Origin of the sequence: Streptomyces sp. NBC_01142 (genome assembly GCF_026341125.1) — a bacterium.
Classification (GTDB): domain Bacteria; phylum Actinomycetota; class Actinomycetes; order Streptomycetales; family Streptomycetaceae; genus Streptomyces.
Window position 1 is genome coordinate 2,163,232 of record NZ_JAPEOR010000001.1, and the last position, 20,180, is coordinate 2,183,411.

The following is a 20,180-nucleotide window of genomic DNA, read 5'->3' on the forward strand; positions in this document are numbered from 1 at the left end:
AGTTCCTCGGGTTTCGGGGCCCGGGCCGCCGTGGCGAGGCAGCGGCGGCCCGGGCAGTGGGGAGGGTCAGGCGGACAGCTCGGAGTCGGGGATCCAGTGGCCGTGGATGCCGGCGGGCACCCTGCGGGGGAGTTCGACAGCGGCCACGGTGCTCAGGTCGCTCGCGTCCAGGACGAGCAGCTCCGAGGCGTCGGCCTTGAGGTCGCTGACGATGGTGAGCAGGTAGCCGTCGTCTTCGGAGGTCCCGCCCTCGGCGGGGGCGAAGACGGCCTCTCCGGGCATCCGGTCCTCGCCGTGCGCGTGCAGCTTCTGCTCGCCGGTCTGTGTGTCGAACTTGATGGTGTGGTAGCCGGACAGGCTCGCGCCGGGGAAGGCGATGGCGTAGCTGTAGCGGTTGACCGAGCCGGTGTGGGCGTCGTTGATCGACGGGAACTCGGTGACCAGGTCGTCGAGGGACTCGGTGGTGGCCTTGCCGGTGGCCGGGTCCATGATCCAGCGGTGGAAGGTCGAGCCCGCGTCGGGGCTGGTGCCGAAGCCGGGAGCGCCGACCCACCACTTCCACGAACTCTCCCAGGCGGACCTGTCGAAGCGCGGCGCTTCGAGGACGATCCGGCCCTGCGCGTCGGTGTAGGCGTTCGCGACGTGCAGCAGCGCCGCCTGGTCGTCCACCTCGTACCAGGTGGTCCTGCCGCCGGCGCGCGGCATCACTCCGATGCGGAGCGGGACGTCGTCGTGCCAGCGGTAGGGGATGCCGGAGTGCTCGGCGTGGTCGAAGACCACGGGCGAGTTGATGAAGACGGCGTGGTCACGTGTGATGGCGAAGTCGTGCATGAGTGACGGGCCGGACCCGTCGATGACTTCCGACCGGATGATCTCGCCGGCCGCGTTGGCCACGTAGTAGGTCAGGTAGGGCGGGAAGGGGCTGTAGCCGAAGAAGTGCAGCTCACCGGTGACCGGATCCTCCTTGGGGTGAGCGGTCATCGCGCCGGTGAGCTTGCCGCCGAAGTCGTGGACGCCGATCGTGTCGAGGTCGGCGCTGACCTCCCAGGGCAGGTTGGCCTCCTGCAGCGCCAGGTAACGGCCCCCGTGGAAGACGATGTTGGTGGCCGCGGCGCTGACCTCGAGCTCGGTCCCGGTGAACGGCACACCGTCCAGGAACGGGGTCCTCACCCAACGGTTGCGGTACCACTCGGCCCGGCCGCCCGTGAGGCGGACGCCGTGAATCATGCCCGCGCCGCGGAACCAGTGGCTGGGGGTGATGCCCGGCTTGGGGTTGTGGCCGTTGCGGAAGTAACGGCCGTTCAGCTCGGGCGGCAGGGTCCCGCGTACGGTCAGCTCGCGTGCGGTGATCTCGTCGGTGACGGGGGCGAAGTGGCCGCTGATGTACGGCTTGGCCAGGGTCATGACTCATGCCTTTCGAAGGGAGAGAACCGAGATGAGCAGGGTGATGGCGGCGCAGGCCAGGAAGGCCCCGCCGTAGGAGGGGAACAGGACCAGGAAGGACAGGCCGATGGCTCCGCCGATCTGCCGGGTGGCGTTGACCAGCCCGCCGGCCAGCCCGCTGTCGGCAGCCGGGACGCCCTCGGAGGACAGCGCCGTGAGCCGGACGAAGGCCACCCCCAGCCCGATGCCGATGAGGAGCGTCGGGCCGAGCAGGTCGAGCAGGAAGCTGCCGTCAGCCGGAGTCCGGGACAGCCATGCCAGCCCCGCCGCGAGGATCAGCAGGCCCGCGGGGAGCACGGAACGGCCGGAGACTCTGCCGGTGACCCACGAGGCGAGGGTGATCATGAAGGCGAGGGGAAGCTGGGTCAGCCCGGCCTCCAGGGGCGTGTAGCCGAGGGTGCGCTGCTGGTAGAGGGGCAGGAAGTAGAACAGGCCGAGCCAGACCGCACCCAGCAGTGCCATCAGCACATTGGGCACCGCCACCACTGTCATGCGCCCCGGCAGCAGCGGGTCGGCGGCGCGGCGCTGGAGCACCACGAACAGGCCGAGCAGCGCCAGGCCGATCACCGCGAGCGGCCAGAAGCCGGACAGGCCGTAGGTGAGCGCGACCAGTCCCACCGTGACTGTCACCGCGCCCGGCGCGTCCAGACTTCCGCCGCGTGGCCGGTCGGCCCCGACCAGCAGCCAGGTGGCCACCAGGACGGCCAGGGCCAAAGGCACCATCACGACGAACACCGCCCGCCAGCCGTACAGGCTGGTGAGCGCGCCGCTCAGCAGCACGCCCGCCGCCCCGCCGGCACCGGAGACCGCGCCCCACACTCCGAGCGCGGTGCCACGTCGTTTCCCGGCGGGGTAGAGGGTCAGCACCAGGGCCAGCGCTGTGGGCGCCAGCAGCGCGGCGCCGGTTCCCTGCAGTGCCCTGCAGATGATCAGCACAATTGAGGTGGGAGCCAGGGCCGCGCCCAGGGAGGAGAGGGCGAACAGGCCGATGCCGAGCAGAAAGACGCGGCGAAGGCCGTACATGTCGCCGGCGCGCCCGCCCGGCAGCAACAGCGCGCCGAAGACCAGCACGTAGGCGTTGACCGTCCACGACTGGCCCGTGTCCGACAGATCGAGCCCGGCTCGGATTCGGGGGAGGGCGACGTTCACGATCGAGGTGCTCAGTACGACCAGGAACTGGGCCGTGGCCAGAACCGCCAGCGGTATCCAGCCGGTGGTGGTCCGTTGCGGTGCGGTGCGACTCATGACTCGACGGTCGCAGCGGGCGCCCGGCGCTCGCGTCGGTAGTCATCGCCTATACGACCCTGGGCGACTGAGGTCGTTCCCGGATTCCGTGCGGCGCACGATTGCCTAAGCTCCCAGCATGGTCGAGACAAACACAGATGTGCTGATCGGTCGTCAGGCGGAGGTACGGCAGCTCGACGCCCTGCTGGAGGCCGCTCGGGAGGGCCGGGGCGGCGCCCTGGTCCTGCGCGGTGAGCCGGGCATCGGCAAGAGCGCACTGCTGCGGCATCTGGACGAGGCCGCGTCCGGGTTCCTCGTCATGCAGGCGTCCGGCGCGGAGTTCGAGATGGAGCTCCCGTTCGCCGCGCTGCACCAGTTGCTCGCGCCCGTGACGAGCCGGCTGATGGCGTTGCCTCCGCCGCACCGCAAGGCATTGGAGATCGCTCTCGGCCTCGACACCGGCATACCCGATCCGTTCCTGGTCGGCGTGGCCTCGCTGGGCCTCCTGGCGGAGACCGTGCGGGAACACCCGCTCCTGTGTGTCGTCGACGACGCACAGTGGCTGGACCAGGCTTCGGCCAAGGCGCTGGCCTTCCTGGCCCGGCGGGTCTCGGCCGAGCCGATCGCGGTGGTGTTCGCGGTACGCGAGCCGAGCCGCCTGCCCGAGCTGGACGAGTTGCCCAGCCATACCCTTCATGGTCTTGGCGAAGCGGATGCCCGAGCGCTGCTGGCCGCGGCGATCCGCGCCCCGTTGGACGAGCGGGTGCGCGACCGCATCCTGGCCGAGGCGCGCGGCAACCCCCTTGCGCTGGTGGAGCTTCCCAGGACCGCCGGACTCGCCGGGATGGCGGGCGGCTTCGACCAGCCCGCCTCGGTACCCGGCGTCATCGAGCAGAGCTTCAGTTCCCGGCTGGAGCTCCTGCCGCCACCGGCCCGGCTGCTGGTGACCGTCGCCGCCGCCGACCCGATCGGCGACCCCGGCCTGCTGTGGCGTGCGGCCGAACTGCTGGGCATCGACACGGCTGCCGCTGCGGAGTCCGTCCCGCTGGTCGAGTTCGGCACCCGGATCCGCTTCAGCCATCCACTCGCGCGCTCGGCCGCCTACCACGCCGCGGAGCCGGAGGAGCGGCGGAGGGCGCACGAGGCGCTGGCCGCCGTGACCGACCCGGTCGCCGACCCCGACCGGCGAGCCTGGCATCGCGCCCAGGCCAGCGCCGGACCGGACGAGCAAGTGGCCGCCGAGCTCGAAGCCTCCGCCACCCGTGCCGAGGAACGTGGCGGTGTCGCGGCGGCGGCGGCCTTCCTCGAACGCTCGGCCGCGCTCACGATCAGCCCGGACCAACGCGCCGAACGGGCGCTCGCCGCGGTCCGGGCCAAGCTCTCGGTGGGCGCATTCGACGCGGCGGCCGACCTGCTCAGCACCGTCCCGACCGACGATCCGAGCCAGGCCGCCAGGGCCGACCTGCTCCGCGGCCGGCTGTCGTTCGTCCGCCGTCGAGGCGACGAAGGCCCCACGGCGTACCTCCTGCGTGCTGCCGCCCGGCTGGCGGCCACCGATCCTCCCTGGTCACGGGAGCGCTATCTCGACGCCGTCGAGATGGGCCTCCTCATCGGCGGCCTCGACCACGTGGTGGAGGCCGCCAGGGAAGCCCCGTCGTCGGGCGAGCCGGCCTCCAGCGCGGACGCGGTCCTGACCGGCCTGATCAGCCTGGTCGGCGACGGGCATGCGGCGGCGGGGGAAATCCTCCGGCCGGTGCTCGGTGATGTCGACGACGAGGTGTGGACCAGGCGGCCGTCACTGGGCTTCATGGTCGCCGTCGAGCTGTGGAACTTCGACGCCCTGTACGGCATCGCCACCCGCGCCGTCGCGGCGGGCCGCGAGTCCGGCTCCTTCCATGCGCTGCCCATCGGGCTGGCCATGCAGGCCACCGCGACCATCCACGCGGGCGACTTCGGCGCCGCGATGGAACTGATCTCCGAGGAGGAGGCGATCGCCGAGGCCACCCGCGCGGCACCGCTGGTCTACCCGCGCCTCCACCTGGCCGCGCTGCGTGGGCGGCGCAAGGAGGCCGTCGAGCTGTTCGCGTCGGTGGACCACCGGATGAGCCTCAGCGTGCAGTGGGCGACCGCCGTCCTCAACAACGGCCTGGCCGACTACCCGGCCGCGCTGGAGGCGGCGAAGCAGGCGGTCGAGTACGGCGCCGTCGGCACAGCAGGCCTTGCCCTGCCCGAGCTGGTCGAGGCGGCCGTACGGTGCGGCGAGACCGAACTCGCCGCCACGGCCCTCGCGTCCCTCCGGGAGCGCGCCCAGGCGGGCCGGCAGGCGTGGGGGCTGGGCGTCGAGGCCTGTGCGCGGGCTCTGGTGACCGAGGACGAGGCCGCCTATCAGGAGGCGATCGACCTTCTCGACGACAGCGCACTGGTGGTCTACCGAGCCCGCGCGCATCTGCTGTACGGAGAGTGGCTGCGCCGCCAGGGCCGACGGCGCGACGCCCGCTCGGAGCTGCGGCTGGCGCACGAGTCGCTGTCCGACCTCGGCCTGGAGGCGTTCGCCGAGCGCGCAGCAGGCGAGTTGCGCGCCACGGGCGAGCACGCCCGCAGTCGCTCGTCGCAGGCCTCGGACCAGTTGACGATGCAGGAGGTGCACATCGCGCGCCTGGTCGCCGACGGCGCCACCTCCAAGGAAGTGGCGGCCAAGCTGTTCCTCAGCCCCCGGACGGTCGACGCGCACCTGCGCAACATCTTCCGCAAACTCGGGCTCACCTCACGCAGGCAACTGCGTGACCTCCCCGACATTCGTTAGCCGCATGGTGCTGGCCGCGGCCTCGTGCCCGTTCATCGACTCCACGGGGCCGGGCCAGTTCAACCCGTACTTGGCCCGGTAGGCACCGGAAACGCGCTGGACGAGCTCGGGATCGTCCACCGGCCGGAGGGTGACGGACAGGCGGACCCCGGCCAACTCCACCTGCGTGTCCGCATGCTGCAGGACCCGGCGGTACCAGGCGCTGCGCTGCCCGAAAGCCGAGCGGACATACGCCTCCCCGCCGAGCACCACCACCCACACAGGCCTTGCCGACCAACGGCCGTCCGCACGCCGTACCCACATCACGATCTCCGCGCGATCCTGGAAAGTGTTCATGAACCAACGTTCTCTCCTCCGGCACGGCATACGCGTCGGTGACGTCCACCTAGATACAATACCGGTGATTTAGGCTTTTTCTCGGCGGGTCGGTCTGGTCTTGGTCGGTCCGACCAGCGTCACTGTGGGGGTGTCCTGCCGGGGCGGGTTGCGGTGCTCGGTGCGTTTGAGTTTCCAGTTGGACATCTTGCGTTTGATGACGCGGGGGCTGGAGCGCAATCGGCGTGGGGGCAGGGGGCGTTCTCGGATCTCACGCAGGGCCGCTGTGAGTGCGCGGGCCAGCCGGGAGGGGGGAAAACGCCGCCTGGTCGGTGACGTGGCGGCGGATGATGCGCAGGGTGCGGGTGAAGGACATCCGGTCGGGATCCTGGTCCGATTGCCGTGCGGCCTGGTGCATCAGGTCCCGCAGTGCGTGGTGCACCAGCAGGAAGGCGAAGATCTCCTGCTCGACCCCGCGAGGGTGCTGGGAGCGCAGGACGAGGCGGGGCCCGCCCTGGTGGGTCTTGATCTCGTCCAGCGTGCTCTCGATCTCCCACCGCTGGGCGTACAGCGCGGCCAGCGATGTGGCCGACGCGGCCCGTGGGTCCAGGACGGTGGTGATCAGCCGGTAGACCGTGCCGCTGCCGTCGCGGCCGAGGGTGTACTCGATAACGCGGACCCTGACCGGGTCCGCGCGGCGGTTCTTGTCCCTGGCGGCGACGATCTCCGAGAGGTAGGAGCCGTCCACCAGCAAGGCCCGGATGGGCAGGACAGCATCATTCTTGACCCGCCACAGCAGGTCGGCGCCGGTCGCTGCGGCGGCCCGCCACAGGTCGAAGCCGTGAAAGCCCCGGTCCGCCAGCAGCATCATCCCCGGCGTCAGCGAGCTGAACAGGCGCTGGGCCAGCACCGTTTCATGGACGGCCAGCGGCCCGGTCTCAGCCGCGAAGACCGCGTGGGTGCCGCACTCGACCAGCGCGGCCACCCTCGCCTGTGGGTAGGCGCTCTTCTCCTGCCCGCGGCTGACGCCGGGGCGCCCGAAGAAGGCGGCGTTGGCCTCGGTGTCGGGCAGGTCGAAGGTGGTGCCGTCCACCGCGACCAGCCGCCACCGGCGGTACCAGGACCCGCTCGTGTTCTCGGTCGCTACCGGACGGCACACCCTGGTGAACAGGCCCCTGAGCGGCTCCGGGCCCAGCCGCAGACGGGCCCGGCCGATTGCCGCGGTGGTCGGCACCCGCCACGGCCCTTTCCACCGCCCCATCCGCTCCAGCCCATGGGTGAGGAGCCGCCCGACCTCTTCATATCCCTGACCGGAGAACAGACACATCGCCAGCACGAAATAGACCACCACCCGAGCCGGCAGCAGCCTGTGCCGCTGCTCGGCCCGACCGCACTCCGCGATCACCTCGTCCACCAACTCCGGCGGAAACGCGCGGGTCAGCACCCCGACCGCAATCCGATCCGACAACCGCTCGCCTGCTGACGACTTCACCTGTCCGGGCCTTGGCACACCTCACCCAACGATCCGAAAACACCAAAGTCACCGGTATTGCACCTAGATAGGCATCGTTCGCCGACGCGAGACCGGTGCCGGCACGACGAAGCTGAGCGTCATGACGAACATCGAGATGAACCCCGCAACCGCAACCGCAACCGACACCCTCGAGGCCCCTGTCGCCGACGCGCCTCACCAGAAGGGCAAGAAGAAGAACAAGGCCAAGCGGCGCGCGGCCAAGGCCCTGGCGTGGTTCGCCCTGGTCTTCACCGCGCTCCTGGTCCTGGCAGAGCCGTGGCTGCTGATCCCGGTCGCCACCCTGATCGTGGCGGTCTCCCTCTGGGACTGAGGTGGCCGAGCCTCTCTTCGCCGCCGGGCGATACTCCTCAGTCCCTCTCTCCAAGCCGCGCCGAGAGCTCACGCCGAGCTTCCTGAACACCTGCGGTGGGGGCCCGGGATGTGACGCGCCCCTGGCGCGGTGCCTGCGGTGGGCCCCCGGGGACTCAGTCCGCGCGGCCCGTCGCCGCCACCGTCACGCCGAGGCCGATCATCGCGCAGCCGCCTGCCCCGCCCACCATCGACAGCCGGCGCTCCGAGCGGGCGAACCAGGTGCGGGCGGCCGCCGCGCCCAGCCCCCACAGGGTGTCCGTGACCATGCCGATGCAGATCGGGACCAGGCCCAACACCAGCATCTGGGCGGGCAGACGGCCCGCCGAGTGGTCCACGAACTGCGGCAGCACCGCGGCGAAGAAGACAATCCCCTTCGGGTTGGTGACGCCCACCAGGACGCCGTCCACGACGGTACGGAGATCGCCGCGCGGCCGGCCCGAAGGAGCCGCCATGTCCGAGACCTTCATGTCCTTCCGGTGCCGGAACGCCTGCACCCCCAGATGGACCAGATAGGCCGCACCCGCCAGCTTCACCGCCAGGAACACCGCCGCCGACCGTTCCACCAGCGTGCCCACGCCCAGGGCGACGGCCACCACCAAGACGTACGAGCCGAGGAGATTGCCGAACGCCGTCGCCAGTGCCGTACGGCGACCGTGGGCGAGGGCCCGGCCGATCACGAAGAGCACGCTCGGCCCCGGGATCACGATCACCAGCAGGGATATGGCCGCGAAGGCGAGCAGACGGTCGGTCGACACCATGTCCAGAACTCCCAGCTCGTCCACCCCGGTCGTGACACTCCTCCGGTCGTGCCATTCAACCAGCCGCGCGAATCAGGCGGCAGCGGGTTATGGCAGCAGGCCCGCGCCGCGCCGCCGGCCCACCGAACGTGATCGGCATCCCGGTCGCACGGCGCAGCCGCAGCAGTGCCGCCCGCATCTCCACCCCTTCACCGGGTCCGGGTCACGCGATTGTCCTCCTGCCGCGAGCACACCAGCCCCGTACGGGGGTAGTGAGATCTGGGTCGCTGATTACACGATGTCAGTGACAGGTCCGCAATGAGGAGGACATATGACGTCAGGCAGTGCGACGGAGAGGTTCCGGGCCGCCCGGGACTTCCTGCTGCAGCACCGGGAGGACTACGCGACGGCGTACGAGGGCTTCGCCTGGCCGCGGTTCGAGCGCTTCAACTGGGCGCTGGACTGGTTCGACGTCATCGCCGAGGGCAACGACAGCACCGCGCTGCACATCATCGAGGAGGACGGCCCGCGCTCCCGCTTCTCCTTCGCGGAGATGTCGGCGCGCTCCAGTCGGGCCGCCAACTGGCTGCGCGCTCAGGGCGTGGGCGCGGGCGACCGCATCCTGGTGATGCTCGGCAACCAGGTCGAGCTGTGGGAGACCGCGCTCGCCGCGATGAAGCTGCGGGCCGTGATGATCCCCGCGACCCCGCTGCTCGGGCCGGCCGACCTGCGCGACCGGATCGAGCGGGGCCCACGTGCGGCATGTCGTCGCGCGCGCCGAGGACGTTCCGAAGTTCGACGAGGTGCCCGGCGACTACACCCGGATCGTCGTCGAGGGTGGCCGTGCGGGCGTCGTCGAGGATGTCGGCGAGGGTGGAGGTATGGCCGGCAGTGAGGGCTGGCTGTCGTACGACGGCGTGTACGACAGCCCCGAGAGCTTCGAGCCCGACGGGATCACACGCGCCGACGACCCGCTGATGCTCTACTTCACCTCCGGTACGACCGCCCGGCCCAAACTGGTCGAGCACACCCATCTCTCCTACCCCGTCGGCCACTTGGCCACGATGTACTGGATCGGGCTGAAGCCGGGCGATGTGCATCTGAACATCTCGTCACCCGGCTGGGCCAAGCACGCCTGGTCCAATCTCTTCGCACCCTGGAACGCAGAGGCCACCGTCTTCATCCACAACTACACGCGCTTCGACGCGGGCCGGCTGATGGCGGAGATGGACCGCGAGGGCGTGACCAGCTTCTGCGCCCCGCCCACCGTGTGGCGGATGCTGATCCAGGCGGACCTCAGCCGGCTGCGTACGCCCCCGCGCGAGGTGGTCGCGGCCGGAGAGCCGCTCAACCCGGAGGTCATCGAGACCGTGCGGCGCGAATGGGGAGTGACCATCCGGGACGGGTTCGGGCAGACGGAGACGGCGGTGCAGGTGGCCAACAGCCCGGGACAGCTGCTCAAGGCCGGGTCGATGGGCCGGCCGTGCCCCGGCTACAAGGTGGAGCTGCTCGATCCGGTGACGGGTGAGCCGGGCGCGGCCGAGGGCGAGATCTCGCTCGACCTGTCCAACGAACCGGTCGGCCTGATGACCGGCTACCACGGCGACCCGGAGCGTACGGCCGAGGCGATGGCGAACGGCTACTACCGCACGGGCGACATCGGCGCGCGCGACGCCGACGGGTACATCACCTACGTCGGGCGTTCCGACGATGTCTTCAAGGCCTCCGACTACAAGATCTCGCCGTTCGAGCTGGAGAGCGCGCTGCTGGAACACGAGGCGGTGGCGGAGGCGGCGGTCGTGCCCGCACCGGACCCGCTGCGGCTCGCCGTACCGAAGGCGTACATCGTGCTGGCGGAGGGCTGGGAGCCCGGCCCGGACACGGCGAAGCTGCTCTTCGCTCACTCGCGCGCCGTCCTGGCTCCGTACAAGCGCATCCGCCGCCTGGAGTTCGCGGAGCTGCCGAAGACCGTGTCGGGGAAGATCCGCCGGATCGAGCTGCGCGAGCGTACGGCCGAGGGTTCGACCGCCGAGTACACCGAGGGAGACCTGCGATGACACTGTCGTACGCCCACGGAACGGGCGCGACCGCGCTGCTCGGCGACACGATCGGCCGCAACCTGGACCGGGCGATCGCGGCGTACCCCGATCGCGAGGCGCTGGTCGACGTGCCCGCGGGAACCCGCTGGACCTACGCCCGGTTCGGTGCGGCGGTGGACCGGTTGGCGCGTGCGTTCCTCGCCGGTGGAGTCGCCAAGGGGGACCGCGTCGGAATCTGGGCGGTCAACTGCGCGGAGTGGGTGCTGGTGCAGTACGCCACGGCCCGGATCGGCGCGATCATGGTGAACATCAACCCCGCATACCGTGCCCATGAGCTTCAGTACGTACTGAACCAGGCCGGGATCTCGCTGCTGGTCGCCTCGCAGCGCCACAAGACGAGCGACTACCGGGCGCTGGTGGAACAGGTCCGGGGCGACTGCCCCGGCCTGAGGGCCGTCCACTACATCCAGGACGCCTCCTGGGACACACTCCTGGACGCGGCCGCGACCGTCTCCGACGAGCAACTGGCCGCCCGCGAGGCGGAGTTGTCCTGCGACGACCCCGTCAATATCCAGTACACCTCGGGCACCACCGGCTTCCCCAAGGGCGCCACGCTCTCCCACCACAACATTCTCAACAACGGGTACTTCGTGGGGGAGATGATCGCCTACACGGAGCAGGACCGGATCTGTCTGCCCGTTCCCTTCTACCACTGCTTCGGCATGGTGATGGGCAACCTCGCCGCCACCTCGCACGGCGCGTGCATCGTGATCCCCGCGCCCTCCTTCGACCCGGTGGCCACTCTGCAGGCCGTCCAGCAGGAGCGCTGCACCTCGCTCTACGGTGTCCCGACGATGTTCATCGCGGAGCTGAACCTCGCCGACTTCGCGACGTACGACCTGGCCTCGCTGCGCACCGGGATCATGGCGGGCTCGCCCTGCCCGGTCGAGGTGATGAAGCGGGTGGTCGCCGAGATGCACATGGAGGAGGTCTCCATCTGTTACGGCATGACCGAGACCTCGCCCGTGTCCACCCAGACCCGCCGCGAGGACGACCTGGAACGCCGCACCGGCACGGTCGGCCGCGTGCTGCCGCACATCGAGGTCAAGGTGGTCGACCCGGCGACGGGGGTGACCGTGGAGCGCGGTGCGGTGGGTGAGCTGTGCACCCGTGGCTACAGCGTGATGCTCGGCTACTGGGACGAGCCGGAGAAGACCGCTGAGGCGGTCGACGCCGGCCGCTGGATGCACACCGGCGACCTCGCGGTGGTGCGGGAGGACGGTTACGTCCAGATCGTCGGCCGGATCAAGGACATGATCATCAGGGGCGGCGAGAACGTCTATCCGCGCGAGATCGAGGAGTTCCTGTACGGGCACCCGAAGATCGCGGACGTACAGGTGGTCGGTGTACCGGACGAGCGCTACGGCGAGGAGATCCTGGCGTGCGTCATCCCGCGCGACCCGTCCGACCCGCCGACCCTCGAGGAGATCTCCGCGTACTGCCGCGAACAGCTCGCGCACTACAAGGTCCCGCGCAGGCTGGAGATCCTGGGCGACTTCCCGATGACGGTGAGCGGGAAGGTCCGCAAGATCGAACTGCGCGAACGGTACGCCGGGTCCGCACCCGTTGCCAGTGACTGACGTCGTACTTTGCCCGCCGGAAGCCATGCCCTGTGCGGGACCGCCGACGAGGCGCGGGGCAGGCTTCAGGCCCCCGTCGTGATGAGCTCGTCCGCGGGGGCGTTGACCGGCTGCGGGCTGCCTGTCAGATCCATGATGAAGAGCGGGATGCCGAGGGCGTCCGCACGGGCGCGGGCATCGTTCGCGTACCCGGCGAGGGAGAAGAAGACGCTCGCCGCCGAGGTGCTCAGCCCGTTCAGCCACAGGCACTCGACATCGCGCAGCGTGGCGGGCCGGGTGGACGGGTCGACCTGGGCGACCAGGCCGGGGCCGCGCAGGTCTATGCCGGAGGACGGGCGGACCTCCGGCCGGATTATGTCCCGGAAGCCCAGCCACTGGAGATAGAGCGCCGCGGCGGTCACCGCGTCGCGTGCGGTGCGGATCGTGACCGGTCGGAACGAGGGGCGCGGCGCGGTCGCCGTGCGTGGCGGCGGGATGTGCGCCGGGCGTCCCGCCGAGGCGGACTGCGAACCCGGCGGCGAGTGCGGCGAGTGCGGGGACTGCGAGGACTGCGGCGACGGGGAGGACTGAGGCTGCGGTGCCTGCGAGGGCCGGGTGGAGGCCGAGCCCGGCGTGGCAGGGACGGGGGAGCTCACCGGGCGGACCGGGATACGCAGCACCGTGCCGCAGGGGCAGCCGAGCTCCGGCTGCGGCCACTGGTCCTGGCGCCCGCACGCCTGGCAGCGGACCGTCACCCAGTCGTCCGTCCAGGTGCGGTGCGTAATCGGCTCCGGAGGAGCGGCGCGCAGCAGCGGTGGGGCGAGCGGGGCACCGCACGCGCAGGGATAGACCGACGGCGCGTACAGGTGGTCGCGGCGACAGGACGGGCAGTGCACCAGCACGGTCTCGGTCAACGCGTTCCCCCCTTTCCCCTTGTGCTGAGCCCCATCGTCCACCAAGAGCGAGGCCTTGGGGAGGGACTTCGGTCATCCCTTGACGGCGCACTGCGGGCGTCCTACATTGCTTCCGTATAGCAGAACTATTCTTCCGCATTACGGAATCGAGCTCTGAGGGGCGCGAGGAGCCAGAATCCGCCAGGCCGAAGCAGGAGCACCCATGCCTCGTATGACCGCTGCCCGAGCGGCAGTTGAGATCCTCAAGCGCGAAGGCGTCACCAACGCGTTCGGCGTGCCCGGCGCGGCGATCAACCCCTTCTACAAAGCCCTCCAGGAAGGCGGCGGCATCGACCACACGCTCGCCCGCCATGTCGAGGGCGCCTCCCATATGGCGGAGGGCTACACCCGCGCCAACCCCGGCAACATCGGTGTCTGCATCGGTACGTCGGGTCCGGCCGGCACCGACATGATCACCGGCCTCTACTCCGCCATCGGCGACTCGATCCCGATCCTGTGCATCACCGGCCAGGCGCCGACCGCGGTGATCCACAAGGAGGACTTCCAGGCCGTCGACATCGCCTCGATCGCCAAGCCGGTCACCAAGGCCGCGACCACCGTCCTGGAGGCCGCACAGGTCCCCGGCGTCTTCCAGCAGGCCTTCCACCTGATGCGCTCGGGCCGTCCCGGACCGGTCCTCATCGACCTGCCGATCGACGTCCAGCTGACCGAGATCGAGTTCGACCCGGAGACGTACGCGCCCCTGCCGGTCTACAAGCCCGCGGCCACCCGCGCCCAGGTCGAGAAGGCCGTCAAGCTCCTCAACGCGTCCGAGCGCCCGCTGATCGTCGCCGGTGGCGGCATCATCAACGCCGACGCCGCCGGCCTGCTGGTCGAGTTCGCCGAGCTGACCGGCACGCCCGTCATCCCCACCCTGATGGGCTGGGGCATCATCGCCGACGACCACGAGCTGAACGCCGGTATGGTCGGTCTGCAGACCTCGCACCGCTACGGCAACGCGACGTTCCTCGAGTCGGACTTCGTCCTCGGCATCGGCAACCGCTGGGCCAACCGCCACACCGGTGGCCTGGACGTCTACACCAAGGGCCGCACGTTCGTCCACGTCGACATCGAGCCCACCCAGATCGGCAAGATCTTCGCTCCGGACTACGGCATCGCCTCCGACGCCAAGGCCGCGCTGGAACTCTTCATCGAGGTGGCCAGGGAGCTCAAGGCCGCCGGGCAGCTGCCCGACCGTGGCGAGTGGGCCGCCTCCGCCCAGGAGCGCAAGGCCACGCTGCACCGCCGTACGCACTTCGACAACGTGCCGATGAAGCCGCAGCGCGTGTACGAGGAGATGAACAAGGCCTTCGGTCCGGAGACCCGGTACGTCACCACCATCGGCCTCTCCCAGATCGCCGGCGCGCAGATGCTGCACGTCTACAAGCCGCGCCACTGGATCAACTGCGGCCAGGCGGGCCCGCTCGGCTGGACCATCCCGGCCGCGCTGGGTGTCGCCACCGCCGACCCCGAGACCCCGGTCGTCGCGCTGTCGGGCGACTACGACTTCCAGTTCATGCTCGAAGAGCTGGCGGTCGGCGCGCAGCACCGGATCCCCTACATCCACGTCCTGGTGAACAACGCGTACCTGGGCCTGATCCGCCAGGCGCAGCGCAACCTCGACATCAACTTCCAGGTCAACCTGGAGTTCGAGAACATCAACTCCCCGGAGCTGGGCGTCTACGGCGTCGACCACGTCAAGGTCGTCGAGGGCCTGGGCTGCAAGGCGATCCGCGTCACCGAGCCGGACCAGCTGCTGCCGGCCTTCGAGGAGGCCAAGAAGCTCGCCGCCGAGTTCCGTGTCCCCGTGGTCGTCGAGGCGATCCTGGAGCGCGTCACCAACATCTCGATGGGTGTGCAGATCGACGGCGTGAACGAGTGGGAGGACCTGGCCACCGAGCCCGGCCACGCTCCTACGGCGATCAGGCCGATCACTGCCTGACGCTCCCGCAGAGGGGGAACGGCCCCTGTCCCGGACATGCTCCGGGGCAGGGGCCGTCGGTCGTTTGCGGGGCGTGCCGGGAATGCCGGAGGCGGGAGCCCGGCGGAACGGAGCCTGCCCGCACGCCCGTTGGTGCTCTTCACGGGTGCTCTTCACGGGGGGAGTGTGGGTGCGCCGTTGCCGTACGCGTCCTGCAGGGCGCTCGGGCGACGCAGGAACCGGCATCATCACATCCTGTGCCGTCCCCGCCGCAAGCGCGGTCTGCAGCGCGGTCTGCAGCGCGGTCTGCGGAGCCCGCCGGCTGGGCGGGCCGCGCGCGGGCACACGCAAAAGCGGGCACACGTGGCAGCGGGCATGCGAAAAGGGCGTGGAGTACGGGACCGTCCGTACTCCACGCCCTGGCTGTGACGTTGTTGCCGCCCGACGGCGCGAGGCTGGCGCGACAGGACATTCGCGTCGCCGGGCGGGGCATGGGGGAGGGGCTGGGACCGCAGCGGGGCAATTGCTCCCAGGATTCCCTTCCTTCAGGTCAGAAAGGAAACCCGGGGACCTTCACCACCGCACTGGCATCACCTGCCGCTGCGGTCCCCACGCGGTGCCGGCCGCATCGGCCGGCACCGTCATCCCGCTCCGCGCGACCACCCCTCATCCGGGTCTGCGGTGCGGACTCGGCGCACAGAAATCTGACCTTCCGTCATATTCCGGGCGCTGCCTGGTCGCTCAGTCCTCGCGCAGGGCGCGGACCGCTTCCTCGACGCGCTTGCCGTACTCGGCGTCGGCGGCGTGGAAGTGGGCGAGGTTCTTCTCGATCACGTCGTCGCGGGTGACCTGCGAGAGGCCACCGGCGATGTTGGCGATCAGACGGGACTTCTCCTCGTCGGACATCAGGCGGTAGAGCTCGCCCGCCTGGAAGAAGTCGTCGTCCTTGACGTGGGCCGGCGCGGCGTGGGTGCCGGTCCAGCCCTGGACGGCGAGCGGGGCGGCGAGTGCCGCGTCCGTCTGCGCCGGGCCCTGGTACGAGTTGGGCTCGTAGTTCTTGTCGTGGCGCGAGCCGTTGCGCAGCGCCATGGCGCCGTCGCGGCCGTAGTTCTCCGCCACCGTCGCCTTCGGGGCGTTCACCGGCAGGAGGGTGTGGTTGACGCCCAGGCGGTAGCGGTGCGCGTCGGCGTAGGCGAACAGCCGTCCCTGGAGCATCTTGTCCGGGGACGGGCCGATGCCGGGTACGAAGTTGTTGGGCGAGAAGGCAGCCTGCTCGACCTCGGCGAAGACGTTGTCCGGGTTACGGTCGAGGACCAGGCGGCCCACGCGCTGCAGCGGGTAGTCCGCGTGCGGCCACACCTTGGTGAGGTCGAACGGGTTGAAGCGGTAGTCGGCGGCCTCGGCGGCCGGCATGAGCTGGACGTACAGGGTCCAGGAGGGGTTCACACCGCGCTCGATGGCCTGCAGCAGGTCCGTCTGGTGCGAGTTGGCGTCCTGGCCGACCAGCTCGGCGGCCTGCTCGCCGCTCAGCGAGCGGACGCCCTGGTTCGTCTTGAAGTGGTACTTGACGAAGAAGGCCTCGCCCTGCGCGTTCGTCCACTGGTAGGTGTGCGAGCCGTAGCCGTTCATGTGGCGGTACGAGGCGGGGATGCCACGGTCGCCCATCAGCCAGGTGACCTGGTGCGTCGCCTCGGGGGCGTGCGCCCAGAAGTCCCAGACGTTGTCCGGCTCCTGCCTGCCCGTGAACGGGTCGCGCTTCTGGGAGTGGATGAAGTCGGGGAACTTGATCGGGTCCTTGATGAAGAACACCGGGGTGTTGTTGCCGACGAGGTCGTAGTTGCCCTCTTCGGTGTAGAACTTCAGCGCGAAGCCGCGCGGGTCACGGACCGCGTCCGCGCCGCCGAGCGAGTCGGCGACGGTGGAGAAGCGGATGAACGTCTCCGTACGCCTGCCGACCGCGGAGAGGAAGTCAGCCCTGGTGAAGCCGGTGACATCGTCGGTGACCTCGAAGTAGCCGTACGCGCCGCTGCCGCGGGCGTGTACGACGCGCTCCGGGATGCGCTCCCGGTTGAAGCGGGCGAGCTTCTCCAGCAGGTGCTGGTCCTGGAGGAGGAGCGGGCCACCGACGCCGGCGGTGGCTGAGTTCTGATTGTCGGCGACCGGGGCGCCTGACTCGGTCGTAAGCACACGCTGCGTCATGGTGGCGGGTTTGACCTTCCGTGCTGGAGCTGCTGACGGCTCCAGGAGCGTAAATTCATGGAGAATGAAACGTCAACAGTTTGTTGAAAGCGAAGTCTGTGGTTCCGGACGGCGGCAGCGCCTGGGCGCGACAGGACAAGTGTCAGCGCTGCCGCCGCCCGGAGATCAGGGGTGAGGCGAATGAGCCTCGGGTGCTCAGACCTGCGAGCCGGAGAGGCGCTCCACGGAGCGCAGCAGAGCGGAGTGGTCCAGGCCGCCGTCGCCCTGCGCACGCAGCGAGGCGACCAGCTGGGCGACGACCGAGCCGACGGGCAGCGCGGCGCCGACGTTGCGGGCGGCGTCGGTGACGATGCCCATGTCCTTGTGATGCAGGTCGATCCGGAAGCCCGGGGCGAAGTCCCGCTTGAGGAAGTTGTCCTTCTTGCGGGTCAGCACGGTCGAGCCGGCCAGACCGCCGTTGAGCACGTCGAGCGCCGCGGCCAGGTCCACACCGGACTTCTCCAGGAAGACCACGGCCTCGGCGCAGGCCTGGATGTTGACCGCGACGATCAGCTGGTTGGCGGCCTTCACCGTCTGGCCGGAGCCGTGCGGGCCGCACAGGACGATGGTCTTGCCGAGAGCCTCGAGAATCGCCGAGGCGCTGTCGAAGTCGGCCTGCTCGCCGCCGACCATGATGGACAGTACGGCCTCGATCGCGCCGGCCTCGCCGCCGGAGACCGGGGCGTCCAGCACACGGATGCCCTTCTCCTTGGCGTTCTTCGCCAGGTCCACCGAGGTCTGCGGGGTGATCGAGGACATGTCGATCAGCAGCGCACCCGGCTTGGCGTTCTCCAGGATGCCGTCGGGGCCGTAGGAGATGGCCTCGACCTGCGGGGAGGCGGGCACCATCGTGATGACCACATCGGCGTCCGAGACGGCCGCGGCGATCGAGGCCGCGGCGGTGCCGCCGGCCGCGGTCAGGCGGTCCAGCTTGTCCTGCTCCAGCGTGAAGCCGGTGACGGAGTAGCCCGCCTTCAGCAGGTTCTCGGACATCGGGGAGCCCATGATGCCGAGGCCGATCCAGGCAATCTTGGGAAGGTTGCTGCTCATGAGGGTGCCTCTCTCAAACACTTTGGTACGTCGGGGAGTTCAGCGGGCCGCGCGGGCCTCGGCGGGCAGCCAGTCGAAGGACTCGGCGCTCGGGCGGTCGCCTGCCTTGTACTCCAGGCCGACCCAGCCCTCGTACCCGGCCTTCGTCAGCTCGTCGAGGAGCTGCTCCAGCGGGAGCGAGCCGGTGCCGGGGGCGCCCCGGCCGGGGTTGTCGGCGATCTGCACGTGGCCGGTCCTGTCGGCGTACGCCGCGATGACCTCGCTGACGTCCTCGCCGTTCATCGACAGGTGGTAGATGTCGAGCAGGAACGTGGCGTTGCCAAGACCTGTCGCCGCGTTGACCTTGTCGACGACCTCGATCGCGGCCGGGGCGCTCACCAGCGGGTAGAGCGGGGACTCCGGCTTGTTGAGGGTCTCGACCAGCAGGATCGCTCCGACCCGGTCGGCCGCGCGGGCGGCCAGGACGAGGTTCTCCAGGGCGAGGGCGTCCTGGATCTGCGGGTCGACGCCGTCGACGCGGTTGCCGTACAGCGCGTTGAGCGCCTTGCAGCCCACCGAGGCGGCGAAGTCCGCGGCCACGTCGATGTTGGCGCGGAAGCGGTCGGACTCCTCGCCGGGCACGGAGAGTGCGCCGCGGTCGGGGCCCGGCAGCTGACCGGCGTAGAAGTTCAGTCCCACCAGCTGGGTGCCGGCGTCGTCGAGCGCCTTCTTGAGGGCGTCGAGCTCGGCCTGCGGCGGGGTGGGGGTCTCGATCCAGGGCCACCACAGCTCGACCGCCGTGAAGCCCGCCGCGGCCGCGGCCGCAGGGCGCTCCAGGAGCGGGAGTTCCGTGAAGAGGATCGAAAGGTTGACATCGAAGCGCTGGTCCGTGCCGCGCTTGTCCCGAAGAAGAGGGGCCATGAGAGAGATGCGCTCCTTCCGTATTGCGGAAGTTAGTTTCTGCTTAATGGAAGATTGCCTGGGGTGGGGAAGGGCTGTCAAGTGCCGCCACAAAAAAAGGGCCTCCCGGGCGGGGAGACGGAAGACCTGTTCAGGCTTCTGTCGTCCCAGCTCGGGAGGCCACTCAGGGGAGTCCGGACGGGCTGACGGGCAGGTACGGGCTGACGGGCTCGTAGGGGCTACAGCGCGTCCACGGCGCTCACCTTCCAGCCCCCGGACGTGAGCGTGAGGGTCATCCGCACCCGGTTCAGGTCGACACGTGGCGCCGAGACCTGGGTGCTCCTGGTGACCTGGTTGACGAAGAGCAGGACGACGGCCCTGTCCGGCGAGGCCGACACCACCGAGGCCGCCGGGGCGCCACCGACCGGCGGCTTCACCACCGTCGCCCTGACCACTCCGTGGTACTTCCCGGCGGTCGGTGCCACCACCGTCGTGGTCGTTTTCCGGTACTCGTCACGGAAGGAACCGGTGAGATGGCCGCGCGCCGCGGCGAAGTCCCGGTCCAGATGCCGGTAGTCGTACGACAGGACGGCGGGCGCCGCCTTCTGCGCGGCCGCCAGTGCCTGCACCCGCGCACGGTCCGCCCTGCGGCCGTCCCCGTACTCCCGCCCGAGCACCGCCACCACGACCAGCCCGGCCACGACCACGAGGGCGAGCACGGCACTGACCAGAGCCCGCCGCCGCCCGCGTACTGCGCCGCGCACCGGGTCGTCGGCGTGCAGGACGGGGCCGGCGTGCTGATCGTCCCGCTGCCGCCCCTGGCTCGCGTCGTCCGGTGCCTCCAGCCGCACCGTGTCCGGCTCCCTCAGGTCCGTTGCCGCGCCCGTCCTCGAACTCGCCACGGCACCGCCCCCGGCCACGCGGACCGGTGTGCCCGGTCCGGGCCCGACCCGTTCCGTACGCCTGGCCGCCGCGCGGGCGGCCGCGGCCATCGAGCGGCGGGCGGGAGATGCGACGCCGGAGCCTCGTCCAGTCACGTTCGCCACGGTCTTGCTCCTCACTGCTGGTGTTACG

At 70.2% G+C, this 20,180-nt stretch carries 14 protein-coding genes and 1 pseudogene; 5 read left to right on the forward strand and 10 right to left on the reverse strand.

What is annotated here, in order from left to right; all coding sequences use genetic code 11:
* Window positions 1–66 precede the first annotated feature (66 nt).
* Together OG883_RS09870 and OG883_RS09875 are read right to left on the reverse strand one after the other, a co-directional pair.
* Complete coding sequence (locus OG883_RS09870; protein ID WP_266537833.1) at window positions 67–1,404, reverse strand: carotenoid oxygenase family protein; 1,338 nt, start codon at window positions 1,402–1,404, stop codon at window positions 67–69.
* Between the two features lie 3 nt (window positions 1,405–1,407).
* The gene (locus tag OG883_RS09875) at window positions 1,408–2,688 is read right to left on the reverse strand and encodes an MFS transporter (protein ID WP_266537836.1); all 1,281 of its coding nucleotides are present in this window, start codon (window positions 2,686–2,688) and stop codon (window positions 1,408–1,410) included.
* 118 nt (window positions 2,689–2,806) lie between these two features.
* On the opposite strand from OG883_RS09875, the gene OG883_RS09880 reads away from it, so the two are divergent.
* Window positions 2,807–5,470 (forward strand): AAA family ATPase, encoded by a 2,664-nt coding sequence (locus OG883_RS09880; protein ID WP_266537839.1) that lies wholly within the window; start codon window positions 2,807–2,809, stop codon window positions 5,468–5,470.
* On the opposite strand, the gene OG883_RS09885 is transcribed toward OG883_RS09880, so the two are convergent.
* The gene (locus OG883_RS09885) at window positions 5,432–5,806 is read right to left on the reverse strand and encodes a DUF2255 family protein (RefSeq protein WP_266537842.1); all 375 of its coding nucleotides are present in this window, start codon (window positions 5,804–5,806) and stop codon (window positions 5,432–5,434) included. The two genes, OG883_RS09880 and OG883_RS09885, sit on opposite strands and share 39 nt — an antisense overlap.
* A gap of 250 nt (window positions 5,807–6,056) precedes the next feature.
* Window positions 6,057–7,295, reverse strand: coding sequence for an IS4 family transposase (locus tag OG883_RS09890; protein ID WP_266533290.1), 1,239 nt, complete (start codon window positions 7,293–7,295; stop codon window positions 6,057–6,059).
* Window positions 7,296–7,398: 103 nt separating this feature from the next.
* Here OG883_RS09890 and OG883_RS09895 point away from each other — a divergent pair, with 103 nt between their 5' ends.
* Complete coding sequence (locus OG883_RS09895) at window positions 7,399–7,629, forward strand: hypothetical protein (protein ID WP_266537845.1); 231 nt, start codon at window positions 7,399–7,401, stop codon at window positions 7,627–7,629.
* 154 nt (window positions 7,630–7,783) lie between these two features.
* Here OG883_RS09895 and OG883_RS09900 read toward each other — a convergent pair whose 3' ends face one another.
* Window positions 7,784–8,428 (reverse strand): LysE family translocator, encoded by a 645-nt coding sequence (locus OG883_RS09900; RefSeq protein WP_266541384.1) that lies wholly within the window; start codon window positions 8,426–8,428, stop codon window positions 7,784–7,786.
* 310 nt (window positions 8,429–8,738) lie between these two features.
* Here OG883_RS09900 and OG883_RS09905 point away from each other — a divergent pair.
* Together OG883_RS09905 and OG883_RS09910 are read left to right on the forward strand one after the other, a co-directional pair.
* Window positions 8,739–10,464: pseudogene (locus OG883_RS09905) on the forward strand (AMP-binding protein).
* Window positions 10,461–12,086 (forward strand): AMP-binding protein, encoded by a 1,626-nt coding sequence (locus OG883_RS09910; RefSeq protein ID WP_266537848.1) that lies wholly within the window; start codon window positions 10,461–10,463, stop codon window positions 12,084–12,086. Before OG883_RS09905 ends, OG883_RS09910 begins: the two are co-directional and overlap by 4 nt.
* Window positions 12,087–12,151: 65 nt before the next feature.
* Here OG883_RS09910 and OG883_RS09915 read toward each other — a convergent pair whose 3' ends face one another.
* Entirely contained in the window at window positions 12,152–12,979 is an 828-nt protein-coding gene (locus tag OG883_RS09915; RefSeq protein WP_266537851.1) for a hypothetical protein, read from the reverse strand.
* Window positions 12,980–13,181: 202 nt separating this feature from the next.
* Between OG883_RS09915 and gcl the strand changes: the two genes are divergently transcribed.
* Window positions 13,182–14,960: a glyoxylate carboligase gene (gene gcl, locus OG883_RS09920; RefSeq protein ID WP_266537853.1), complete on the forward strand. Its 1,779-nt coding sequence runs from the start codon at window positions 13,182–13,184 to the stop codon at window positions 14,958–14,960.
* A gap of 720 nt (window positions 14,961–15,680) precedes the next feature.
* On the opposite strand, the gene OG883_RS09925 is transcribed toward gcl, so the two are convergent.
* The 4 genes from OG883_RS09925 to OG883_RS09940 form a co-directional block, all read right to left on the reverse strand.
* Window positions 15,681–17,138 (reverse strand): catalase, encoded by a 1,458-nt coding sequence (locus tag OG883_RS09925; protein ID WP_266537856.1) that lies wholly within the window; start codon window positions 17,136–17,138, stop codon window positions 15,681–15,683.
* 195 nt (window positions 17,139–17,333) lie between these two features.
* The gene (locus tag OG883_RS09930) at window positions 17,334–18,227 is read right to left on the reverse strand and encodes a 2-hydroxy-3-oxopropionate reductase (RefSeq protein ID WP_266537857.1); all 894 of its coding nucleotides are present in this window, start codon (window positions 18,225–18,227) and stop codon (window positions 17,334–17,336) included.
* 39 nt (window positions 18,228–18,266) lie between these two features.
* A complete protein-coding gene (locus tag OG883_RS09935) occupies window positions 18,267–19,127 on the reverse strand; it encodes a TIM barrel protein (protein WP_266537860.1) in 861 nt (286 codons plus the stop codon).
* 218 nt (window positions 19,128–19,345) lie between these two features.
* Window positions 19,346–20,152, reverse strand: a complete 807-nt coding sequence (locus OG883_RS09940) for a hypothetical protein (protein WP_266537863.1) — start codon at window positions 20,150–20,152, stop codon at window positions 19,346–19,348.
* Between the last annotated feature and the right edge of the window lie 28 nt (window positions 20,153–20,180).

Coding starts and splice junctions, on each gene's coding strand:
- OG883_RS09870 (WP_266537833.1), bottom strand. CDS start 1,404: ATGACCCTGGCCAAGCCGTACATCAGCGGCCACTTCGCCCCCGTCACC.
- OG883_RS09875 (WP_266537836.1), bottom strand. CDS start 2,688: ATGAGTCGCACCGCACCGCAACGGACCACCACCGGCTGGATACCGCTG.
- OG883_RS09880 (WP_266537839.1), top strand. CDS start 2,807: ATGGTCGAGACAAACACAGATGTGCTGATCGGTCGTCAGGCGGAGGTA.
- OG883_RS09885 (WP_266537842.1), bottom strand. CDS start 5,806: ATGAACACTTTCCAGGATCGCGCGGAGATCGTGATGTGGGTACGGCGT.
- OG883_RS09895 (WP_266537845.1), top strand. CDS start 7,399: ATGACGAACATCGAGATGAACCCCGCAACCGCAACCGCAACCGACACC.
- OG883_RS09900 (WP_266541384.1), bottom strand. CDS start 8,428: ATGGTGTCGACCGACCGTCTGCTCGCCTTCGCGGCCATATCCCTGCTG.
- OG883_RS09910 (WP_266537848.1), top strand. CDS start 10,461: ATGACACTGTCGTACGCCCACGGAACGGGCGCGACCGCGCTGCTCGGC.
- gcl (WP_266537853.1), top strand. CDS start 13,182: ATGCCTCGTATGACCGCTGCCCGAGCGGCAGTTGAGATCCTCAAGCGC.
- OG883_RS09925 (WP_266537856.1), bottom strand. CDS start 17,138: ATGACGCAGCGTGTGCTTACGACCGAGTCAGGCGCCCCGGTCGCCGAC.
- OG883_RS09930 (WP_266537857.1), bottom strand. CDS start 18,227: ATGAGCAGCAACCTTCCCAAGATTGCCTGGATCGGCCTCGGCATCATG.
- OG883_RS09935 (WP_266537860.1), bottom strand. CDS start 19,127: ATGGCCCCTCTTCTTCGGGACAAGCGCGGCACGGACCAGCGCTTCGAT.